The organism is Nocardioides antri (assembly GCF_008373765.1).
GTDB classification, from domain to species: domain Bacteria; phylum Actinomycetota; class Actinomycetes; order Propionibacteriales; family Nocardioidaceae; genus Nocardioides; species Nocardioides antri.
Map to the genome: position 1 here is coordinate 12255 of NZ_VUJW01000006.1, position 18254 is coordinate 30508.

The window sequence follows — 18254 nt, forward strand, 5'->3', positions numbered from 1 at the left end:
GTCCACTTGAGTTCAAGGACGAAGGAGGCGGGCGATCTCCTCGAAGCCGCGCTCCTCGGCGTGCTGGAGCACGGTCACCCCGTCGCCGTCCGGGATTGTCGGGTCGGCCCCGGCGGCGAGGAGGATCCGGACGATCTCCTGGTGGTCGGCTCCGCCGTCGCCGAGGATCACGGCCTCCAGGAGAGCGGTCCAGCCAAGGTCGTTGACGTGGTCGACGTCGATCCCGGTGCTGACGACCCGGCGCACGTAGTCGACGTGACCACGCTCGCTGGCCGGGATGACCGAGACGCCGCCGTACCGGTTGACGATCGTGAGGTCCGGCCGCGCGGGCAGCAGCGCCTCCAGCATCGCGACGCTGCCGGTCACGCCGGTGACCAGCCACGGGGTGTCGTGGCGATCGTCGAGCGCGTCGGGGTCGGCGCCCATCGCCACGAGCACCTGGGCGACGGCGACGTGGTCGTAGGTCGCGGCGAGGAGCAGCGCCGTGCGCCGGTGCTCGTCGCGGGCCTCGATGTCCGCGCCCGCGCGCAAGGCGAGCGCGACCGCGTCGGCGTCCCCGGCAGCGGCCGCCCGCAGCAGCGCCGCGTCCGGCTCGTCCGACACGTCGTCGGTCGTCAGCTCGGTCAACACCTGCTCCAATCCTGCGAGTCCTCGCCGGCGGGCCATCTCCAGCGGCGTCAGCCCCTCGGTCACCGACCGGTCGGACAGTCTCACGCCGCCCGCCGCGAGGACGCGGAGGGTGGTGGCGTACGCCGCCGTGTCCTCGCCGAGCCAGACGGCCTCGTGGATCGCCTGGTAGCCGATCCGGTTGACGTGGTCCCGGTCGATCCCGGCCCGGAGGAGCTCGCCGACCACGAGCGCGTGACCGCGCTCGGCCGCCCGGATCAGCCCGGTGCCGTTCCAGCTGTCCTTGTCGTCGACCCGGGCGCCGCTCCGGAGCGCGAGCCGGAGCAGCTCCAGGTAGCCCTCGCTGGTGGCGATGAGGTACGCCGACTGCTCGGTCTCGTCCTTGGCGTTGACGTCGGCGCCGCGGACGACGAGGCGCCGTGCCGTCGCGACGTCGTTCGCCCAGGCGGCGACGCGCAGCCGCTCGTCGAGCCTGCGCTGGTCCACCTCGTCGACTCCCTCGGGTGGGCGAGCCTCGCGGACGGCGCCGGGGTCGCGCGACGGTCGGGCGGTCTCCTCGACCTCCGCGGGCCGCTCGGCGGACCGCTCGGCCTCCGGCTCACCGCGGCAGGCGGCCAGCAGGAGGGCGAGCGGAAGGGCTGCCAGCGTCGTCCGTCTCATCGGGTGGGGTCGGTGACGACCTCGTAGGGACCGGTCGCGGTCGGCTCGTCGAATTTGCTGTCGACGTAGAGGATCCGGCCGTCGAGCACCTTCGCCGTGGTCAGCACCCGGCTCGGCGAGGTCGCCACCTGGCGCACGGGCGTCGCCGTACGACCGTCGGAGGAGAGGCGGAGTGTGGCCACCATCCGCGAGAAGTTGCGCATCACGGTGAGCGTGCTGCCACGGCGGACGAGGCCGTCGGCGTTGACCAGGTCCGCGCCTCCGGTGTCCACCTCGGTCACCGCACCCGTTGCCGTGTCGAACCGCCACAGCCTGCCGACGTTGCCCTGGGCGACCACGAACGCGCTCCGGTCGGCAGTCAGCACGATGCCGCCGAGGTTGAAGCCGGTCGTGCGGTCGACGGCGCCGCGGGCGTCCGCCCACAGCGTCGCCTCCCAGCCGTCGGCACCCGGCGCGACGCGGAAGACCTGAGGGTCGTTGGAGTTGGTGAAGTACGCCGCGCCGTCCGGCCCGATCGCGACGTCGTTGAGGAACACGTCGGTGCCGGGTGCGCGCAGCGCGGCGAGCAGGGTGCCGTCGGGGGCGTAGACCCAGAGGTCGGGACGTCCGGTGCCGATGCCGTTCGGGCCGCCGGCGACGTACACCCGGCCCTGGTCGTCGACGGTGATCCCCCGCGCGGTGAACCGGCCGTCGGTGCCGTCGCCGGCGAGCCACTCGACGGTCTGCTCCTGGTCGGCCGCACCGCGGTGGATCTCGCCGCCGGTGACCTCGCTGACGTAGAACAGGCCGCGCTGCTGGTCGGCGCCGATCCCCTCGAACCGGGAGCCGGCGGGGTCCCCGGTCAGCTGGTAGGTCGCCGGCCGGTCGACCTCGTCGGCGGCGGACGGCCCGGATCCGGCGGCAAGGGCGGCGAGGGCGGCCACGGAGAAGGCGGTGGCGGTCGCGAGTGCTGAGATCTGCATGGGTCCAGCCTCCGTCGCCGACGGGCCGTCGTACGTCGGCCGGGCGGCCACCGTCCGATAGCCGATTGGATGATGCCGGGACCATCCCTCCTCCCTACGCTGAGGCCGACATGAGCGCTCCGACGGATCCGACCGGTCCGACAGACAGCCGCGGCCTGCGCGGGATCCTCGCGCCGGTCGCGCTGCTCGACCGCTGGCTCCAGGTGGTCCTGGTGGCGCTGGTGGCGACCTGCGCCGTGCGGTACGTCGACCGCCACGGTCTCGACGCGCTCGGGGTCGCGATCCTGGCCGGTGCCGCCGTGCTCGCGCTGGCCTACGCCACCCGGGCCGCGCTGCCGGGACTCTCGTGGTGGCCGACGGTCTGGGTCGCCGGGATGGTGGCGATCTGGGCAGGACTGACGGTCGTGGCTCCGTCGTTCGCGTGGTGCGCGGTGCCGGTCGCGTTCGCGGTGCTGCGCGTGCTCCCGTTCGGATGGGCAGCGGCGACCGTGGTCGCGATGACGCTCCTCGTCGCCGGCTCGACCACGAGGATCAGCGACTCCCCCGACCCGACGCTGCTGGTCGGGCCGGTCGGCGTCGCGATCGTGACCGTGATCGCCTACCGCTCGCTCGAGCGGGAGTCGCGGGCCCGCCAGGACCTCCTCGACGAGCTGGGCGAGGCGCAGGCGGAGCTCGCCGAGGAGCAGCACCGCTCCGGCGCGCTCGCCGAGCGGACCCGGCTCTCACGCGAGATCCACGACTCCGTCGGCCAAGGTCTGTCGAGCATCAACCTGCTGCTGCAGGCGGCCGAGCGGGCGTGGGACGACCAGCCGTTGGCCGCCCGCGAGCACGTGCGCACCGCGGCAGCCACCGCCCGGGACGGCCTCGAGGAGGTGCGGCACGTCGTCCGCGACCTGGCTCCGGCCGAGCTCGGCGACGGGTCGGGGGACGCGCTGGCCGGTGCGCTGCGCCGTGCAGCCGACCAGGCGGTGCCGGGCCTGGCGGTCGAGGTCCGGGTCGACGGCGGTCCGGTGCCGCTCCGGCCCGAGGTCGCGGCCGCGCTGCTGCGGACGACCCGCGGTGCGCTCGCGAACGTGCGCGAGCACGCCGGGGCCGGCCGGGTCGCCGTGACGCTCACCTACCTGGGCGACGAGGTGCTGCTCGACGTCCGCGACGACGGCCGGGGGTTCGCGCCCTGGCAGGGGCGCGGTCCCCAGGGGTTCCGCGGGCACGGGCTGCGCGGGATCCGCGACCGCGCCGCCGCGCTGGGCGGGACGGCCGAGGTCGAGAGCGCGCCCGGCGAGGGGACGACGGTCTCGGTACGGTTCCCGGTGTGATCCGCATCGTGCTCGTCGACGACCACCCGGTGGTCCGCGCCGGGCTGCGCGCGCTCGTCGAGAGCCAGCCCGACCTGGCGGTGGTCGGCGAGGCGGACGGGGCCGAGGCCGCGATGACCGTGGTGGGCAACACCGCCCCGGACGTCGTGCTGATGGACCTCAGCCTCGGCGCGGCCGCGGTCGGCGGCGCGGAGATCACGGCCCGGCTGCGGACGCTGCCGGAGCCCCCCGAGGTGCTGGTGCTGACGACCTACGACACCGAGTCCGACATCCTGCGTGCCCTCGACGCGGGTGCGCGCGGGTACCTGCTCAAGGACGCCCCGTCCGAGGACCTGTTCGCCGGCATCCGGGCGACCGCGCGGGGTGAGACGGTGCTCGCGCCAACGGTCGCGGCAACCCTCGTCCGTCGTACGTCGAACCCGGCGCCGACCATCACCGAGCGCGAGGTCCAGGTGCTCGAGCTGCTCTCCCGCGGCCTCGGCAACAAGGAGATGGCGCGCGAGCTGTTCGTGTCCGAGGCGACGGTCAAGTCCCACCTCTCGCACATCTACACCAAGCTCGGCGTCGACACCCGGGCCGGCGCGGTCGCCGCGGCGATCGAGCGGCGGATCATCCGCACCTGACCGCCTCGTCCGGGACTGGTCAGGAATCGAGAAGCGGCCGGACCGGGCCCGCTCCTAGCGTCACGGGCATGAACTCCATCGACTCCATCACCCTCGAGGTGGCCGACCCGGCCGCCGCCCGTGCCTTCTACGCCGAGGCCTTCGGCCTCGACACCCAGCTCCGGTTCCGGACCGCCGACGCACCGAGCACCGGCTTCCGCGGCTTCACCCTCTCGCTGACCGTCGCCCAGCCGGCCGACGTCGACGCCCTCGTCGACGCCGCGCTCGCCGCCGGTGCGACCACGACCAAGCCGGTCGCGAAGTCGTTCTGGGGCTATGGCGGCGCCGTCCAGGCACCCGACGGCGCGATCTGGACGATCGCGAGCTCCTCGAAGAAGAACAAGGGGCCGGCGACCAAGCAGTTCGGCGACCTCGTGCTGCTTCTCGGCTGCGCGGACGTCGCGGCCAGCAAGGCGTTCTACGTCGAGCACGGCCTGACGGTGGCCCGCAGCTTCGGCAGGAAGTACGTCGAGTTCGAAGCCGGCTCCGGCCCGGTCAAGCTGGGCCTCTACGGCCGGCGCGCCCTCGCCAAGAATGCCGGCGTGCCCGCCGAGGGCAGCGGCTCGCACCGGATGGCGCTCAACGGCGGCGGCACTCCGGCCGTCGACCCCGACGGCTTCGCCTGGGAGACCGCCCGCGTCGACGCGAGCTGACCCCCGTGTGCCGGACCTTCCCCCTCCTCGACGCGGGGAGGCTATCCCCCGTCCTCCAGCATCACCGACACCTGGACCTGGTCGTGGCCGACGACAGCCACGGCGGTGCACAGGCGCCGGCGGTCGAGCAGCCCGTGGGCCCGGCATTGGGTCACCGGGGCGAGTGCGTCGACCATCTCCCCCGGCGTCGTTCCCGGTGGCCCCTCCACGTCGGCGACCAGGTAGCAGCCGCCGGACCCGCAGCCCGGGTGCACGGTGCCGACCGAGTAGCCGTCCGGAAGCTCCGGAAGCTCGTCTGCGGACGGTTGCGGGTCACCCGCCAGGGTCGCGAACAGGACCGCGCCGGCGAGGAGGACCACGAGGGAGAGCAGGAGCCCGACTGCCAGGACCAGCAGGCCGACCCGCCGCCTGAGCCTCCCGGATGAACGCACGGGGCGGAGCCTACTGCTGCGACGTCAGTCGATCGGCTCGCCGGCGAGCGCCCTCGCCGCCAGTCGCTCCTCCACGCTGACCTCCTGACCCCCGCCCCCATCGCTCATGCGTCGGTCGGCCGGGTGGTGATCTCGACGAAGGGCACCGGGCAGCAGTCAGTGGTCGCGCACACGTGCAGGTCGTCGCAGCCGGCGTCGATCGCGGCGACCAGGTTGGACCGGATGGTCTCCAGGTCGGCGATGCGCTCCTCGACCTCGACGAGCTTCTCGCGCGCGCGGGCCTGGAGCCCGGAGTCGCGGCCGCGCCGTCGCCCCACCTCGATCAGGTCCGCCACCTCCTCGAGCGTGAACCCGAGCCGCTGCGCGGCCTTGATGATCCGCAGCGTGTGCACGGCGCGCTCGTCGTACAGGCGGTGGCCGCCGGGGCTGCGGTCGGGCTTCTCGAGCAGCCCGCGGCGCTCGTAGTAGCGGAGCGTCTCCCGGTTCACCCCGGCCGCTTGGGCGACCTCGTTGATCCGCAGGCTCACGCCGACAGCTCCCGGGCTCGGTCGGCCAGGGCGTCGAGGATGTCCTGGCGGGCCGGGGGCACCGAGACGTCGAGGGTCAGGTCCTGGTCGGTGCCGTCGACGGCGAAGGTGAAGAAGGAGCAGCACGACGTCTCGCGCGCGGTGAGGTCGCGGACGGTGTCGGCGAGGCCATCGTCGCCCGAGAGGTGCATCCGCACCTCGGTGCCGCGGGCCTCGACGCGGCGCACCGCCGAGGCGAACAGCGCGTCGAACTCGGCCACCCTCAGCGGCCGCTCCGCGGTGGGCAGCGTGCAGGCGTCGGTGTTCAGCAGGTTCTCCATGCCGTCCACGATAAACCCGTACCTGGATACAGGTTGCAATCCCTGTCCTCAGGCAGCTGTTCTCCGGGTGAACGTGAGGTGGGTCACCCCGCTCGGGGACGAGACCGTCTCCACGTCGTACGCGTCCTCGAGCGCCTCCAGGCCGTCCCAGATCCGGACGCCGCGGCCGAGCACGATCGGGACCTGGACCAGGTGCATGTGGTCGACGAGACCGGCGGCGACGAAGTCACGGACGACGGTGGGGCCGCCGCCGATCCGGACGTCCTTGCCGTCCGCCGCGTCGCGAGCGGCCGCGAGGGCGTCGGCCGGGGACGCGTCGAGGAAGTGGAAGGTCGTGCCGCCCTCCATCTCCATCGGCGGTCGCGGACGGTGGGTCAGCACGAAGGTCGGCGTGTGGAACGGCGGGTTCGGGCCCCACCAGCCCCTCCAGTCCGGGTCGTCCTGCCAGCCGGGCGGGCCGAACTTGTTGGCGCCCATGATCTCCGCGCCGAAGCCCTGGCCATGACGCTCGGCGAAGGCGTTGTCGACGCCGGCGATGCCGCCGGCGTCCCAGAACCGGGTGGCGAACATCCACTCGTGCAGACGCTCGCCCGCATGGCCGAACGGCGCTTCGAGGGACTGCGGCTCACCGGTGCCGAAGCCGTCGAGGGAGATGGACATGTTGTGGATCCGGGCGAGTGACATCCGTGCGCTCCTCGGTGATGGCTCGTGGCGTCGGGTGAGCTGGCAGGTGGGACCGCCGGCCCGGCGCAAACTCATCGGCGCTCTGGCAGTTCCGCCGTTTCCCGGACAGTCCCGGGCATCGGGATCATTGTGGATCGCATGAGCGCTCACGTCGCGCCGGCAGAGCAGGCCCTCCGCGCAGCAGTCGAGAGCAGCTGCGCGATCCAGGTGTCGCGAGAGGCCGCGGCGGCGTTCCTGAGCAACGAGCTGGACCACTGGCTCGACCCGTCGGTGCCGCCGGACGAGCTGGACGGCCTGGTGCTCGCCCGGCTGGTCACCCACGAGGTCCGATGGGTCGGCAAGCACTTCCTGGAGGCCGACCGGCTCGAGCGGCTCGCCGCCATCAAGAAGCGGTACGACGGAGCCGATCCCTACCTCGACGCGTTCCTCGGCTGCATCCTCGACAAGCACGAGGGCCGCTTCTGGAACCGCACCTACCTCTCGCTGCCGGTGCTCGAGGTCATCCTGGCCGAGCACGACCTGCTGCCCTCGGGCGTCGCCGCCCTGCTGGCCGCCGACATCATCCGCTACGAGCTGTGCGCGGCGCACCGCCGTACGGACATGTCGCCGGTGGGGCGCCCCGAGCCGCGGACCCTCCGCACGCGGGTGCGCCACTCGCTGAGGTTCATGACCTCGCACCTCGGCGGCCCGGACTCCGAGGGACTGCTCGCTGCCATCGCGCACGAGCCGGAGTCGGACCTGCCGACCCTCCTGCTGGAGCTGCCGGCGCCGCCCATCGCACTGGCAGGCGAGTGGCTCGAGCTGACGGTGCAGCCCGTGTCGACCGTGCACGACGAGTACTTCTTCATGCGCGTCCTCCAGGCGCACGAGATGGCGTTCACCGGGATAAGCCGCCGCATGCGGACGGCGATCGCCGCCCTCCGCGAGCAGGAGCTCGGCGCGGCCATCGGCCTGCTGGAGGAGATCGTCGCGTTCATGGACCGCAACGCGTCGCTGTTCCGGATCGTCGCCACGATGCGGTACGAGGCGTTCCACACGTTCCGTGAGTTCACCGACGGGGCGAGCGCCATCCAGTCCGAGCAGTACAAGCGGTTCGAAGGGTTGTGCGGCGCGCCGCCGGCGACCCGCCTGGGGTCGCCGGCCTTCGACAGCGTGCCCGAGGTCCTCGCCGAGGTCAGCGACGGGCAGGACACGATGTCCGACGCCTACCGCGACGCACGGACGGCCGGGCGCCACCCGGAGGAGCTGGCGACCGTCGCCACCCTCCTGCGGAGCCTCGAGGACAGCCACCGGCGCTGGAAGGCCACCCACGTCACCCTGGCGACCCGGATGCTCGGCGACGCCCGCGGGTCCGGTCACACGTCGGGGGTCGGCTACCTCAGCCAGTGGGTCGACCACCGCCTGTTCTGGCAGCTGCCCGAGATCGGGGTCACCGACGCCCGCCGTCCCGCCGCGGACTAGGCAGCCGTCGCCCCGACCGAGCGGACCTGCCGCAGGGCATGGCCCCAGAGCGTCACCTCGTCGAGGAGCGTCTCGAGGTAGCCCGCGAGCTGGGGACGGGGCGCGAGCCGCTCGAAGTCCTCGAAGTCGAGGTAGAGCGAGAGCCCGACGTACTGCCGGACCACCGGGACCTTGAGCTCGCCGAAGATCTGGCGAAGGTGCTCGGCGGCACGGGCCCCGTTCTCCGCGCCGTAGGCGACCACGCCGGCGACCTTGTGGTTCCACTCCGCGAAGAGGTAGTCGATGGCGTTCTTCAGCACGCCCGGGATCGAGTGGTTGTACTCGGGCGTGACGACGATGAACCCGTCGTACGCGGCGATGGTCGAGGCCCAGGCGCGGGTGTGCGGCTCGCTGTACGAGCCGAGGATCGGAGGCAACGACTCGTCGAGGTGCGGGAGCGGGTGGTCGGCGAGGTCGATGACGTCGTACGTCGCGTCGTCCCGTCGCACTGCGGCCTCGTGCACCCAGGTGGCCACCTGGCCGCCGCGCCGGCCGGGCCGGGTGCTGCCGACGATGATCGCGATTCGGAGCTTGTCGTGTTCGTTGGTCATGCCTCCAACCTGGCGCCGCTGCACGGCGGGCGGGAGGCCGTGGTGAGGGTGGCCCCCGCAGGGCCACGCTGCGGTCTTGGGTCCGGTGGAGAATGACGGGGTGATCGAAGGTGAGCTGGGCAGCTTCCTGAGGGCGCGCCGGGAGGCGGTGCAGCCCGAGGACGTCGGCCTGCCCCGGGGCGAGCGCCGTCGGACGCCGGGACTGCGGCGCTCGGAGCTGGCGACCCTGGCCGGCATCAGCGTCGAGTACCTCACCCGGCTGGAGCAGGGACGGGACCGACGGCCGTCGACCCAGGTCGTGGCGGCGGTCGCGGACGCGCTCCGGCTCGATGCCGGCGACCGGTTGCACCTCCACCAGCTGGTGGCGCTGAGCCAGGGCACCGAGCTGGTCTGCGGCGAGGGCTGCCCGGGCGAGCGGGACGTGCCGCCGGGACTGCTCTCCGTGCTCGACCGGCTCGAGCCGACACCCGCCGTGGTGGTGGGCCGTCGTACCGAGCTGGTGGCGTGGACCGACGCGTTCGACCGCCTGGTCCGGCCGCTCGGCATGCTCGAAGGAGAGCAGCCCGACCTGCTTCGCTACGCCTTCACGGACGAGCGCGCCCGGAGCGCGGTCGACAACTGGTCGGTCCTGGCCGACGCGCTGGTGACGTGGCTGCACCTCCAGAGCGGGGCAGACACCGGCGCCGTCGTCGCGGATCTCTCGGCATCGCTCGGCGAGGAGTTCAGCTCGCGCTGGGAGAGCCGGCCGACGGGCACCCCCGACCTGGGCCTGCGCGCCGTCGCGCATCCCGAGGTCGGGCTGGTGCGGATCGCCCCGCAGGTCCTGCTGGCCGGTGGCGGACTGACCCTGGTCGTGCTCCTCCCCGAGGACGCCGCGGCGCAAGCGGCCCTCGACCGCCTCGTCGGCATGCGCCCCGGCGGTCTCCGCCAGGTCTCTCCCTAGCCCGGCAGCGGGGTCTCCCGCAGCGGGCCGCCGTCGACGAGGAGCCGGCCACCCGTCCTTGACCGTTCTTGCGCGGTCACCGGCTCCTGCGCGGCGCCAGTGCGGCGAGGCCGTCGATCACCCGGGCGAGCCCGAACTCCCACGCCACGGCCGGGCTGCTGACACCGTCCAACGCCTCCCCGGCCGCGGCTCCGACGCTGCGGGCGACCGGGTGGTCGTCGCCGACGTACGACGCGAGCCTGGCGCCCCACTCCGGCCAGTGCTCGGCGAGCTCGCCGGCCCGTGGCTGAGGGCGGAGGTTGCGGGCACTGGAGCGGACGAAGTCGAGGACGAACGTGAGTGCCGCGTCCCACGTCACCGGGTCCAGCCGGAGCGGGGCGAGAGCACCGAGCTCGTGGTCGTACTTGGCGATCGTCCCGGGTCCCAGGGCTGCGCGGTCGTCGGTGATGTCGAGCAGCCACGGGTGCGCCCCGAGCAGCGCCAGGTTGGACTCCGCCACCCGCCGGACCCGGGCCCGCCAGCCCAGGCGACCGAAGGAGGGGCGGTCCATCTGCGCGTGGGCCGCGTCGACCATCAGCACCAGGAGGTCGTCGCGGCTGTTGACATGGGTGTAGACCGACATGGTCGAGACGTCGAGCTCACCGGCGAGCCGGCGGATCGTCACCGCCCCCAGCCCGTCGGCATCTGCGAGCCCGAGCGCTGCGTCCACGACCGTCCCGGTCGAGACCCGGGCCCGCGGTCCGCGGCTGCCCCGGGCAGGAGCGCCCGGGTGGTCGCGCCAGAGCAGGTCGATCAGCGGTCGCGGCATTTCTTCTCCATCGCGGGAATCTTCCCATAACGCTGTACGTTGTACGGCGTACAGAGTTAGTGTCACGAAAGGAACCCGCATGCAGGCCACCTCCGCCGCCATCTCGCTGAACGTCCCCGACGTCCACGCGTCCGTACGTTTCGCCACCACCCACCTCGGGTTCACCGAGGCGATGGCGGCAGAGGGGTTCGTCTCGCTCGAGCACCCGACTGCCGGCGCCAACGTGATCTTCCTGAGCGTGGGCCTTCCCACCTTCAAGCCGCAGGAGATCGCCGGAGCCGCCGGCCAGGGCACGCTGCTCGTCCTGGTCGTGGACGACCTGGACTCCGAGTTCGCCCGCATCGCCGGCGGCGGCGCCCGCGTCGTGACTCCTCCGGAGACCGAGCCCTGGGGCGAGCGCTACTGCCAGTTCGCCGACGACAACGGTCTGATCTGGCAGCTGGTGCAGTGGGTCACTCCTCCGGAGTGACAGTTCGGCAGGAGGAGTCACGGGCGATGTCCGCGCCGGCGTCGCCCCGGTCGCAACAGGACCTAGAGATCGGCGCCGAACACCAGTGCGTCGCCGCCGTTCTTGAAGACCCGACGCTCCAGCCGGAGCCCGATCTTCTCCGCCACCCGCTGCGACGGCAGGTTCTCGGGACGGATGATCGCGACCAGGTGGGACACACCGGCATCCCGGGCCACGTCGCGGACCGACGCGGCGGCCTCGGTCGCGAGGCCCTGGCCCCGCAGGGCGAGGTGCACGTGGTAGCCCACCTCGACGAAGGGCTCGCCCTCGACGTCCTGGATGGTGAGCCCGCAGTCACCGACGAACCTGCCGTCGTGCGTCTCGACCACCCACAGCCCGTGACCGTGCTCGGCGTAGTTCCGCCTGTTCCACGCGATCCAGTGCTCGGCGTCGGCCCGGGTCCGCTGCCGGCGGCCTGGCCGGGCGGGGTCAGGCGCGGAGAGGACTGCCTCCACCTCGTCGAGATCCGCGTCGGTCATCTCACGGAACCGCAATCGGGCGGTCGGGGCCGGGAGCACGCACGCACCTTAGTGGCGTTCCCGCGTGCTCCCGGTCGCCCCTTGCCTCAGCCCATCCCGGTGCGGAAGCCTTCGCGCCAGCTGGCGTACCGCGGCGTCCAGCCGAGCTCGCGCTTGGCCTTCGCGTTCGACGACCCTCGCACCGTGGTCATCAGGGCCACGCCGAACTCACCGATCAGCGGCTTGGCCAGCCAGGCGGGCAGCCGCATCGGCTTCTTGCCCCCGAGCTGCTCGGCCAGGTAGGGCAGCCACTCGCCGATCGGAGCGGGGTCGTCGTCGACGATGTTGTAGACGCCCGGCGCTCCTCGCTCGATCGCGGCGACAGTCGCAGCCGCGGCGTCCTCGATGTGGATCCACGACCACACCCCGGTCCCGCCACCGACCACCGGGAACTTCGCGCGCCGCACCATCTCACCCATCTCCCCGGTGCGCGACAGGGCGTTGCCGGGCCCGTAGAAGTTGCCGTAGCGCAGCACCACACCCTCGATGCCGGGGGCCGTGGTGACGGCCCGCTCGACGTGCTTGATGGCGCGCAGCGACTCCCGCGCCGCCTTGCCCGGGTCGTCGATGAGCGGGTCCTCCTCGGTCTTGACCGGCCCGCCTGTGCGCTGGTTGGTCCAGTGCCCGCCGTAGCTCTGGGCGACGAAGCGTCGTACGCCGACCTCCCGTGCGGCGGCGAGCAGGTGGTCGGTGGCCTCGGTCCGCAGCCGGTTGGTCATCGCGAATTCCCGGTCCCACTTCTTCATGTTCCCCGACAGCGAGCTCAGCGCGGTGAGCTGATGGACGACGACGTCCGGCTTGGCCTCGACGACGGCGGCGCGCACGCTGCGGGCGTCGAGCGGGTCCATCACGATGCCGGTGGCGCCCAGCGCGTCGACGGCGGCGCGGCCTGCCTCCTTGCGACTCGATCCGAACACCTCGTGGCCGGCCTCGGTCAGCAGCGGCACGAGACGGCTTCCCAGCGCTCCGGTCGCACCGGCGATGAAGATCCGCATGGTCCTTCTCCCTTCGGGTTTGCGAGTTTGGCCCCTTCGACGGGAGTGGCCAGGCGTTTTGTGACAACCCCGCGAAATCCGTGGCCGGGTGGTTGCCCGAGGGCGGCACGCTGTGGCCATGACGACCACGCTTGCCGAGGCCCACGACGAGCTGCGGCCGCTGATGTTCTCGATCGCCTACCGCATGCTCGGCAGCGTCGTGGAGGCCGAGGACGTCGTGCAGGAAGCCTTCCTCCGCCTGCACCGCAGCCCTCAGGACGGGGTGGACAACCTCGAGGCCTACGCGACCACCGTCACGACCAGGCTGGCCATCGACACGTTGCGCTCCGCCCGCGTGCGCCGGGAGCGGTACGTCGGGCCGTGGCTGCCGGAGCCGATCGTCGACTCCGCCGACGCGGACCCCGCGCACCGGCTCGAGCTCGACGAGACGGTGTCGACGGCGTTCCTCGTGCTGCTCGAGGCCCTCTCGCCGGTGGAGCGGGCGGTGTTCGTGCTGCGCGAGGTGATCGGCTACGAGTACGCCGAGGTCGCGGCGGTCGTCGACAAGAGCGAGGCGAACTGCCGGCAGATCTTCGCCCGGGCGAGGAAGCGGATCAACGACGGAAGGCCGCGGTTCGAGGCGTCCCGCGAGGACCGCGACCGGCTGGCGGCGGAGTTCCTCGCCGCGATCAGCGACGGGGACCTTACCGGCCTGGAGCGGTTGCTCGCCGAGGACGTGGTGTTCGTCGGCGACGGTGGCGGCCGGGCTCCGGCGATCCAGAAGCCGATGACAGGTGCGGTGTCGGTGGCCAGGTTCCTGCTCGGCCTGATGCGCCAGGGCGAGCGGTTCGGCGTACTCCTCGACCTCGTGCACGCCAACGGCCAGCCGGCCCTGCGGACCCGGGCCGCCGACGGCGCGCTGCTCGGCGTGATGACGATCGACGTCGACGCCGACCGGATCGTCGGGCTCCACAACGTCCTCAACCCCGACAAGCTCGGCCACCTCGGGCCGGTGGGTGACCTCAACACGCTGCTCGGCCGCCGCGCCTGAGCGCTTCGAGAGCGGCACCCCCGAACGGGAGAGGTGTCGAGATGCAGCGAAGGTTGACGGGCTGCACGTGGCGAACCTTGACGGAACGGCCCGCCTTCGACGCGTTGGTCAAACTACGGGCAGCGGCAAGACACGGTGCCCGTGTTCTGTTGACCTTGCGCAGCGCGAATCATGACTTGGTGTTCGGCATGAGATGGTGCGGGCCGACGAACCCGACGTGCACCTTGCCGCTGTTGCCGCCAGTGTCGTCGTAGAAGTAGACACGCGGAGCCAGGTCTCCGCCACCTTCCGAGATCTTGAGATGGCTGAGCATCAGAATTTTGGCACTGGGGTCGACTTCAGTCGACACGGGAAGGACGCGGGTTCGACTCAGTTTGGCGCTGTTCTGCACGGTCTCCGATTCGGTCATCGACAGGTGCTTGGTGTTGGCGGGCCAAGCGAAGGGGCGACCCTCGGTGCACCAGTCCCAGAAACTCCCTCGGAACCCGTTGCTCCGTTCCTCGGCGTAGGCAGCCAGTGCCCGGAATCCTCGCCACGTCTTGTTGCCCCACGAGTACGCCTGCGGGCAGGTGTCGATCCCGTCCAGTTCCCGGGGGGCGTCGTCGTGCACGAGTAGTCGATCTGTGAGGTACATCTGTGCGGCGAACACAGCGGTCGAGGTGTCCTGCACTTCGTCGGGGATCTCAGCCCCGGTTTCGTGCTGGGTTCCCCAGAACAGCTCATGCAGCCCCTGCTCTTCGAGCGCGAGACGGATCCGGTCAAGGTGACCAATCTTCTGGGCCAGTTCCCGCTCCGAAGCATTCGTCTCAGCGACCTGCTGCTCGAGGAGAGTCTCCCAGTGGATCCTTTCCCGCTCCTGTTCGTCTTCTGACACGAACCCGGCGGAGGCGCCGGGCGCGGCCTCGGCCGGTGCGGTGGTTGTGAACCCCAGGAACTCGTCGGGCACGCGGCGTCGAGTCGACATCTGCGCCACTACGTACACGATGCGGTCGACCATGGCGTCCTCGCGGGAGGCCATCAGGTGACCCGGCGTGTATCGGTGTCGCCAGCCATCGGTTGGGTCGACGACGGGCGTGGGCGTGTAGACCCGGACCCCACCTCCCCACACCGCAAGGTCGCCGAGGGCTCGACGGAACGCGGTTACCGCGCCCGAGTCCAAGGTGATGACGGTGGCGATGCCACCTGCTCGCCTGGCGATGCGCTCGGCCCAGATTGTCCAGCGGTCGTCATGGTCCCCGCCTGGCTCGCTGCACACGATCACCGGCAGAGCCCGGGTCGGGGATTGAAGGAGTTCTGTGAGTGCAGCCACCTCGTCGGCGAGGATCGGCTGCACCTCAGTGAACAATCCCGAGCCGGCGAGGTGGGGCCTTCCCGGGATGGAAAGTAGGTCATCGACGAGTCGGGGTCGGCCCACTTGGACGCGTAACGACAGGTCGTCAGTCTCGACTCTGTTCTCCACCCAGACGTGCACGGACGAGAGGTCCGTGACCACCCGCACAATGGTGGTCCAGTTCGTGCGGCTGGCATCGGCCTCGGTCGCCGAGTCTTGCGTCACGCACTCGATTCCGACGTGGGACACGATCTCGCCATCAGCGTCGCCGGGAGTGCTGCTCTCGGCGGTGCGAATAGTGATGATGCGGCTGCGGTTCTGCGTGAGCGTCACCTTGGTCGAGCCATCATCGAGGGGTCGCGCGGCAGGGTCCTCCAAGGCCCAGGAACTGAACCGTGTTCGGACCAAATCGACGTAGGTAAGTGGATCGTTTTGACTGTCGTCGGTCCACAGGGCCCGGTACAACACGCTCATTCCGACAGCCTCCCGACGGCACCACTGTTCCTGTCAAGGACAAGGTAGGACCAAGCTCCGACACTCGCCGTCGGTTCACTCGGACAACTCCGGCACGACCCTGCTACCGCCTGCCCAACAGGATCGGCGGACCAACCCCCGTCCGTTCCCGGTGACTGTGACCGTCGTGGACAGACGCCAGTGCTCCACACGCTCCGCTGAGCTCTGTGCGGTGATGCCGCGTCCCCAGCTCAGCCCGTCCTGGTTCGGATGTAGGTCTGCTAGCCAGCACAGCGTTGCTAGTCGTTGGCCAATACCGACGGGGCTTCGAGGAGGGTCACGATTTCGCGCTGTAGTCGCTCGATCTGTAGGTGCCGGCTCTCGATCTCTTCCCGCAATTCGTCGATGAGCCGGTAGATTCGGGTGACATCGTTGAGTGTTGCGGTGCGATCCCTGACCCGTGCGTCTGTGTCGTCGCGCCTGGCGGACCGCCGAGCCATCCTCCCGTTTGCCTCGGCCTCGCGATCGACGTCACCCGCCTCGACCTCCCACAGCTTTCGCTTGCCAGCTGACACCATCCGAGCGCGCACGCGGGGTGGTTCTGAGAGTGCCCACTTGCGGATGGTTTCCGTGGTCAGGCCGGTCCTGTCGGCGGCCTGCGCGAGGGTGAGCCAGGTGTCCACGGCCTGTCCTCGCTAAAACTGTCGGCGGCTTGGTCTAGGTTGGGCAACGATGGGCAACAGTGGGGAGAACAAGAGTAGCCTGACTCTGGCCGAGGAAGCCACGGTCGGGCTACTGCTCGCCCTCTCCGAGGTAGGCGAGCTGCCGGCACGCCCCTGGCCGCTTGTGGCTGCATGCCAAGTCTTGACCAAACGGTTGCCCGCTGCTTCCCCGTACTCGGCCCAGCTGGGCCTAGCAACTGACTCGGTCCGCGGTGAGTCGGTGGTGGCTGCCTGGATGCTGGTCTTGGCGGAGGCGGGGTCCGTTTCCAGCCGAGGTCAGATGGCCTACGCAGCCTGGATCCCGGCGGCCGGCTGGATCGAGGGGTGGAAGCTCGCCGCTGACAACCTGCCGCGAGACGAGGCGCAAGCATGGATTGCAGCGGCTCAGACTCTGACGAGGACCCTGTCGATCTGGCGGAATGCAAGCTCTGCGGCCTGATCGCGCGTCGGGCCGTCGGCTCTCAAGGCCGCGATCTCACGCCAGCCGGAGGCGTAGTGGCGTTCGGTCTCGTAACGCCACGTCCCGTTCCGCATCCTCCGACCCCGCACCCGCAGGTCCTGGCCGTTCCACGTCCCCAGGTATTCGACGCTGTCATCGGCATACGTGGGCCATTCCCAATCGACAAACCTCGCGCGGTTGAGCGCGGTGATCATCTCCGCGGCGCTCTGGTATCTGCCATCAGGGGTAGGGCGCGTGGCCTTGCGGACGATTCGGCGGAGCGAGTCCGGCACGTGTGGCGCGAAGACGGCATGGCGCGGCATGATCGCCGGTCGGCCCGCCGCCAGCCTGCTGGCCACGGTTTCGACGTCGTAGGAGTCGTACGGGATTGGTCCGGACAGTATCTCGCCGATCGACATCCCCATCGAGTAGAGGTCGGAGCTGACGCTGTGCGGGTATCCAGTGAACGTCTCCGGCGGGGTCCAAAAGCCCGGGCTCAGGAGCGGCGGCGCCTCACGGCGGTCGTCCATGCGCACGGCCTCGCCGAGGTCCCCAACCTTCACGAGCGAGCCGTCGCCGGAGAGAAGCAGGTTGGGTGTCTTGAGGTCGCGGTGGAGAACCTGGTGGACATCGTGAAGATGCGCGACACCACGGAGGGCCCGGATGGCGAGGTCGCGGCCAACTGAAGTGCGAAACCGCACTCCCCGTTCCATCGCATCGAAGGTGCTGCCCTGCTCGTAGTACGGCATCGTCATCTCGATGATCGCGAGCGTTGGGTCTGATCCCGCGACCTCGGCAACGTCGTAGATGTCCGCGACATTCGGGTGGTCAATCTCCCGCAGCAGGGTTGCCTCGGTTGCGGCCAGAGTGCCTTCGCGGCCAAGGCGGCTGATCCTCTTGCCGACTTGGCGTGTTTGAGTGATCAGATTGCGGTAGAGCCTAACCTCGCCTCCGCCGTAGTGGAGGGTTCGTACTACCCCGTAGGGGAGAGTGAGAGTGCCCTCCGCAACCAAGTGATCACTCATCGGCGGGTCCCGCTGCGACGACGAGCGCTGCGGCAGTGGCCGGAGCTCGGGATGCCCAGTTTGTCGGGGCGGTGATCCCCAGCGCTTCCGCCACCTTGGAGCGGAGTGCTGGCTTGGTCGGAGCGACGTCGAACCGCTTCTTGACCGCGGCGTGGGTCACCCGTGTGATCGGGACGCCGGCGCGTTCCGCAGCGATCAGCACGACCGCTTCCACCTGGCCCCGTCGGTGGGCGACGTGCACGGCACGGGCCTGGTTGGAGGTGCCAGCGTCCAGCAACGCGATCGCAGCTGGACCAAGACGCGTCAGATGCGCCTCCAGGCTGTGCTCGAGTTCGGAAAGGGCCCTGGCCTCGCCCAGCATGTCGTAGTCAACCCGAAGGCGGTCATCGCGGTCTTCGACCTGCGTGCCGTCACCGTCAACGCAGCCGAACCAGAGTCCGCCTGCGACGATGTTCACCCCGAGGATCATCTCGGTGGTTTCGGTGTCGGGCATGGCGTCGAGTATGCCGGGATCCAGCGATCGTTGCTGCGAATCGGCGTCTGCACCGGGCGACTCGAGCCGGCCTCCATGGATCCATCGTCGGCGGCCG

General features: G+C 70.9%; 21 protein-coding genes. 7 read left to right on the forward strand and 14 right to left on the reverse strand.

Annotation, left to right across the window (positions count from 1 at the left end):
- Positions 1-12: 12 nt before the first annotated feature.
- Positions 13-1287, reverse strand: a complete 1275-nt coding sequence (locus tag F0U47_RS21610) for an ankyrin repeat domain-containing protein (RefSeq protein WP_223162753.1) — start codon at positions 1285-1287, stop codon at positions 13-15.
- Positions 1284-2249 carry an SMP-30/gluconolactonase/LRE family protein gene (locus F0U47_RS12120; protein WP_149750746.1) on the reverse strand — a complete coding sequence of 322 codons (966 nt, stop codon included), beginning with the start codon at positions 2247-2249 and terminating at the stop codon, positions 1284-1286. The genes F0U47_RS21610 and F0U47_RS12120 overlap by 4 nt, the downstream gene beginning before the upstream one ends.
- Positions 2250-2359: 110 nt before the next feature.
- Between F0U47_RS12120 and F0U47_RS12125 the strand changes: the two genes are divergently transcribed.
- From F0U47_RS12125 to F0U47_RS12135, 3 genes are all read left to right on the forward strand, one after another.
- Positions 2360-3565: a sensor histidine kinase gene (locus tag F0U47_RS12125; protein WP_149750747.1), complete on the forward strand. Its 1206-nt coding sequence runs from the start codon at positions 2360-2362 to the stop codon at positions 3563-3565.
- Positions 3562-4188, forward strand: coding sequence for a response regulator (locus F0U47_RS12130; protein WP_149750748.1), 627 nt, complete (start codon positions 3562-3564; stop codon positions 4186-4188). Before F0U47_RS12125 ends, F0U47_RS12130 begins: the two co-directional genes overlap by 4 nt.
- 68 nt (positions 4189-4256) lie before the next feature.
- Positions 4257-4880: a VOC family protein gene (locus F0U47_RS12135; RefSeq protein WP_149750749.1), complete on the forward strand. Its 624-nt coding sequence runs from the start codon at positions 4257-4259 to the stop codon at positions 4878-4880.
- A 41-nt stretch (positions 4881-4921) separates the two neighbouring features.
- Here F0U47_RS12135 and F0U47_RS12140 read toward each other — a convergent pair whose 3' ends face one another.
- The 4 genes from F0U47_RS12140 to F0U47_RS12155 all read right to left on the reverse strand — a co-directional run bounded on the left by F0U47_RS12140 (position 4922) and on the right by F0U47_RS12155 (position 6842).
- Positions 4922-5311 (reverse strand): hypothetical protein, encoded by a 390-nt coding sequence (locus F0U47_RS12140; RefSeq protein WP_149750750.1) that lies wholly within the window; start codon positions 5309-5311, stop codon positions 4922-4924.
- 104 nt (positions 5312-5415) lie between these two features.
- On the reverse strand, positions 5416-5838 hold the full coding sequence (locus F0U47_RS12145) for a MerR family transcriptional regulator (RefSeq protein ID WP_149750751.1): 423 nt from the start codon (positions 5836-5838) through the stop codon (positions 5416-5418).
- Positions 5835-6158: a hypothetical protein gene (locus F0U47_RS12150; protein ID WP_188111320.1), complete on the reverse strand. Its 324-nt coding sequence runs from the start codon at positions 6156-6158 to the stop codon at positions 5835-5837. The genes F0U47_RS12145 and F0U47_RS12150 overlap by 4 nt, the downstream gene beginning before the upstream one ends.
- A gap of 48 nt (positions 6159-6206) precedes the next feature.
- Entirely contained in the window at positions 6207-6842 is a 636-nt protein-coding gene (locus F0U47_RS12155) for a dihydrofolate reductase family protein (protein ID WP_149750753.1), read from the reverse strand.
- 138 nt (positions 6843-6980) lie between these two features.
- Between F0U47_RS12155 and F0U47_RS12160 the strand changes: the two genes are divergently transcribed.
- Entirely contained in the window at positions 6981-8303 is a 1323-nt protein-coding gene (locus F0U47_RS12160) for a tryptophan 2,3-dioxygenase (protein ID WP_149750754.1), read from the forward strand.
- Here F0U47_RS12160 and F0U47_RS12165 read toward each other — a convergent pair.
- Entirely contained in the window at positions 8300-8893 is a 594-nt protein-coding gene (locus F0U47_RS12165) for an NADPH-dependent FMN reductase (protein ID WP_149750755.1), read from the reverse strand. The two genes, F0U47_RS12160 and F0U47_RS12165, sit on opposite strands and share 4 nt — an antisense overlap.
- Positions 8894-8993: 100 nt before the next feature.
- On the opposite strand from F0U47_RS12165, the gene F0U47_RS12170 reads away from it, so the two are divergent.
- On the forward strand, positions 8994-9836 hold the full coding sequence (locus F0U47_RS12170; RefSeq protein ID WP_149750756.1) for a helix-turn-helix domain-containing protein: 843 nt from the start codon (positions 8994-8996) through the stop codon (positions 9834-9836).
- A 76-nt stretch (positions 9837-9912) separates the two neighbouring features.
- Here the strand turns inward: F0U47_RS12170 and F0U47_RS12175 are convergent, their stop codons facing one another.
- A complete protein-coding gene (locus F0U47_RS12175; RefSeq protein WP_149750757.1) occupies positions 9913-10644 on the reverse strand; it encodes a TetR/AcrR family transcriptional regulator in 732 nt (243 codons plus the stop codon).
- A gap of 79 nt (positions 10645-10723) precedes the next feature.
- On the opposite strand from F0U47_RS12175, the gene F0U47_RS12180 reads away from it, so the two are divergent.
- The gene (locus F0U47_RS12180) at positions 10724-11113 is read left to right on the forward strand and encodes a VOC family protein (RefSeq protein ID WP_149750758.1); all 390 of its coding nucleotides are present in this window, start codon (positions 10724-10726) and stop codon (positions 11111-11113) included.
- A 62-nt stretch (positions 11114-11175) separates the two neighbouring features.
- Here the strand turns inward: F0U47_RS12180 and F0U47_RS12185 are convergent, their stop codons facing one another.
- A complete protein-coding gene (locus tag F0U47_RS12185; protein WP_149750759.1) occupies positions 11176-11670 on the reverse strand; it encodes a GNAT family N-acetyltransferase in 495 nt (164 codons plus the stop codon).
- 47 nt (positions 11671-11717) lie between these two features.
- Positions 11718-12665, reverse strand: a complete 948-nt coding sequence (locus F0U47_RS12190; RefSeq protein WP_149750760.1) for an NAD-dependent epimerase/dehydratase family protein — start codon at positions 12663-12665, stop codon at positions 11718-11720.
- A gap of 118 nt (positions 12666-12783) precedes the next feature.
- On the opposite strand from F0U47_RS12190, the gene F0U47_RS12195 reads away from it, so the two are divergent.
- Complete coding sequence (locus tag F0U47_RS12195) at positions 12784-13695, forward strand: RNA polymerase sigma-70 factor (protein WP_149750761.1); 912 nt, start codon at positions 12784-12786, stop codon at positions 13693-13695.
- 169 nt (positions 13696-13864) lie between these two features.
- On the opposite strand, the gene F0U47_RS12200 is transcribed toward F0U47_RS12195, so the two are convergent.
- The 4 genes from F0U47_RS12200 to F0U47_RS12215 form a co-directional block, all read right to left on the reverse strand.
- Positions 13865-15499 (reverse strand): hypothetical protein, encoded by a 1635-nt coding sequence (locus F0U47_RS12200; RefSeq protein WP_223162755.1) that lies wholly within the window; start codon positions 15497-15499, stop codon positions 13865-13867.
- Between the two features lie 278 nt (positions 15500-15777).
- A complete protein-coding gene (locus F0U47_RS12205) occupies positions 15778-16161 on the reverse strand; it encodes a hypothetical protein (protein ID WP_149750762.1) in 384 nt (127 codons plus the stop codon).
- 423 nt (positions 16162-16584) lie between these two features.
- Positions 16585-17664: a protein kinase domain-containing protein gene (locus F0U47_RS12210; RefSeq protein ID WP_149750763.1), complete on the reverse strand. Its 1080-nt coding sequence runs from the start codon at positions 17662-17664 to the stop codon at positions 16585-16587.
- Entirely contained in the window at positions 17657-18157 is a 501-nt protein-coding gene (locus tag F0U47_RS12215) for a hypothetical protein (RefSeq protein ID WP_149750764.1), read from the reverse strand. The genes F0U47_RS12210 and F0U47_RS12215 overlap by 8 nt, the downstream gene beginning before the upstream one ends.
- Positions 18158-18254 lie beyond the last annotated feature (97 nt).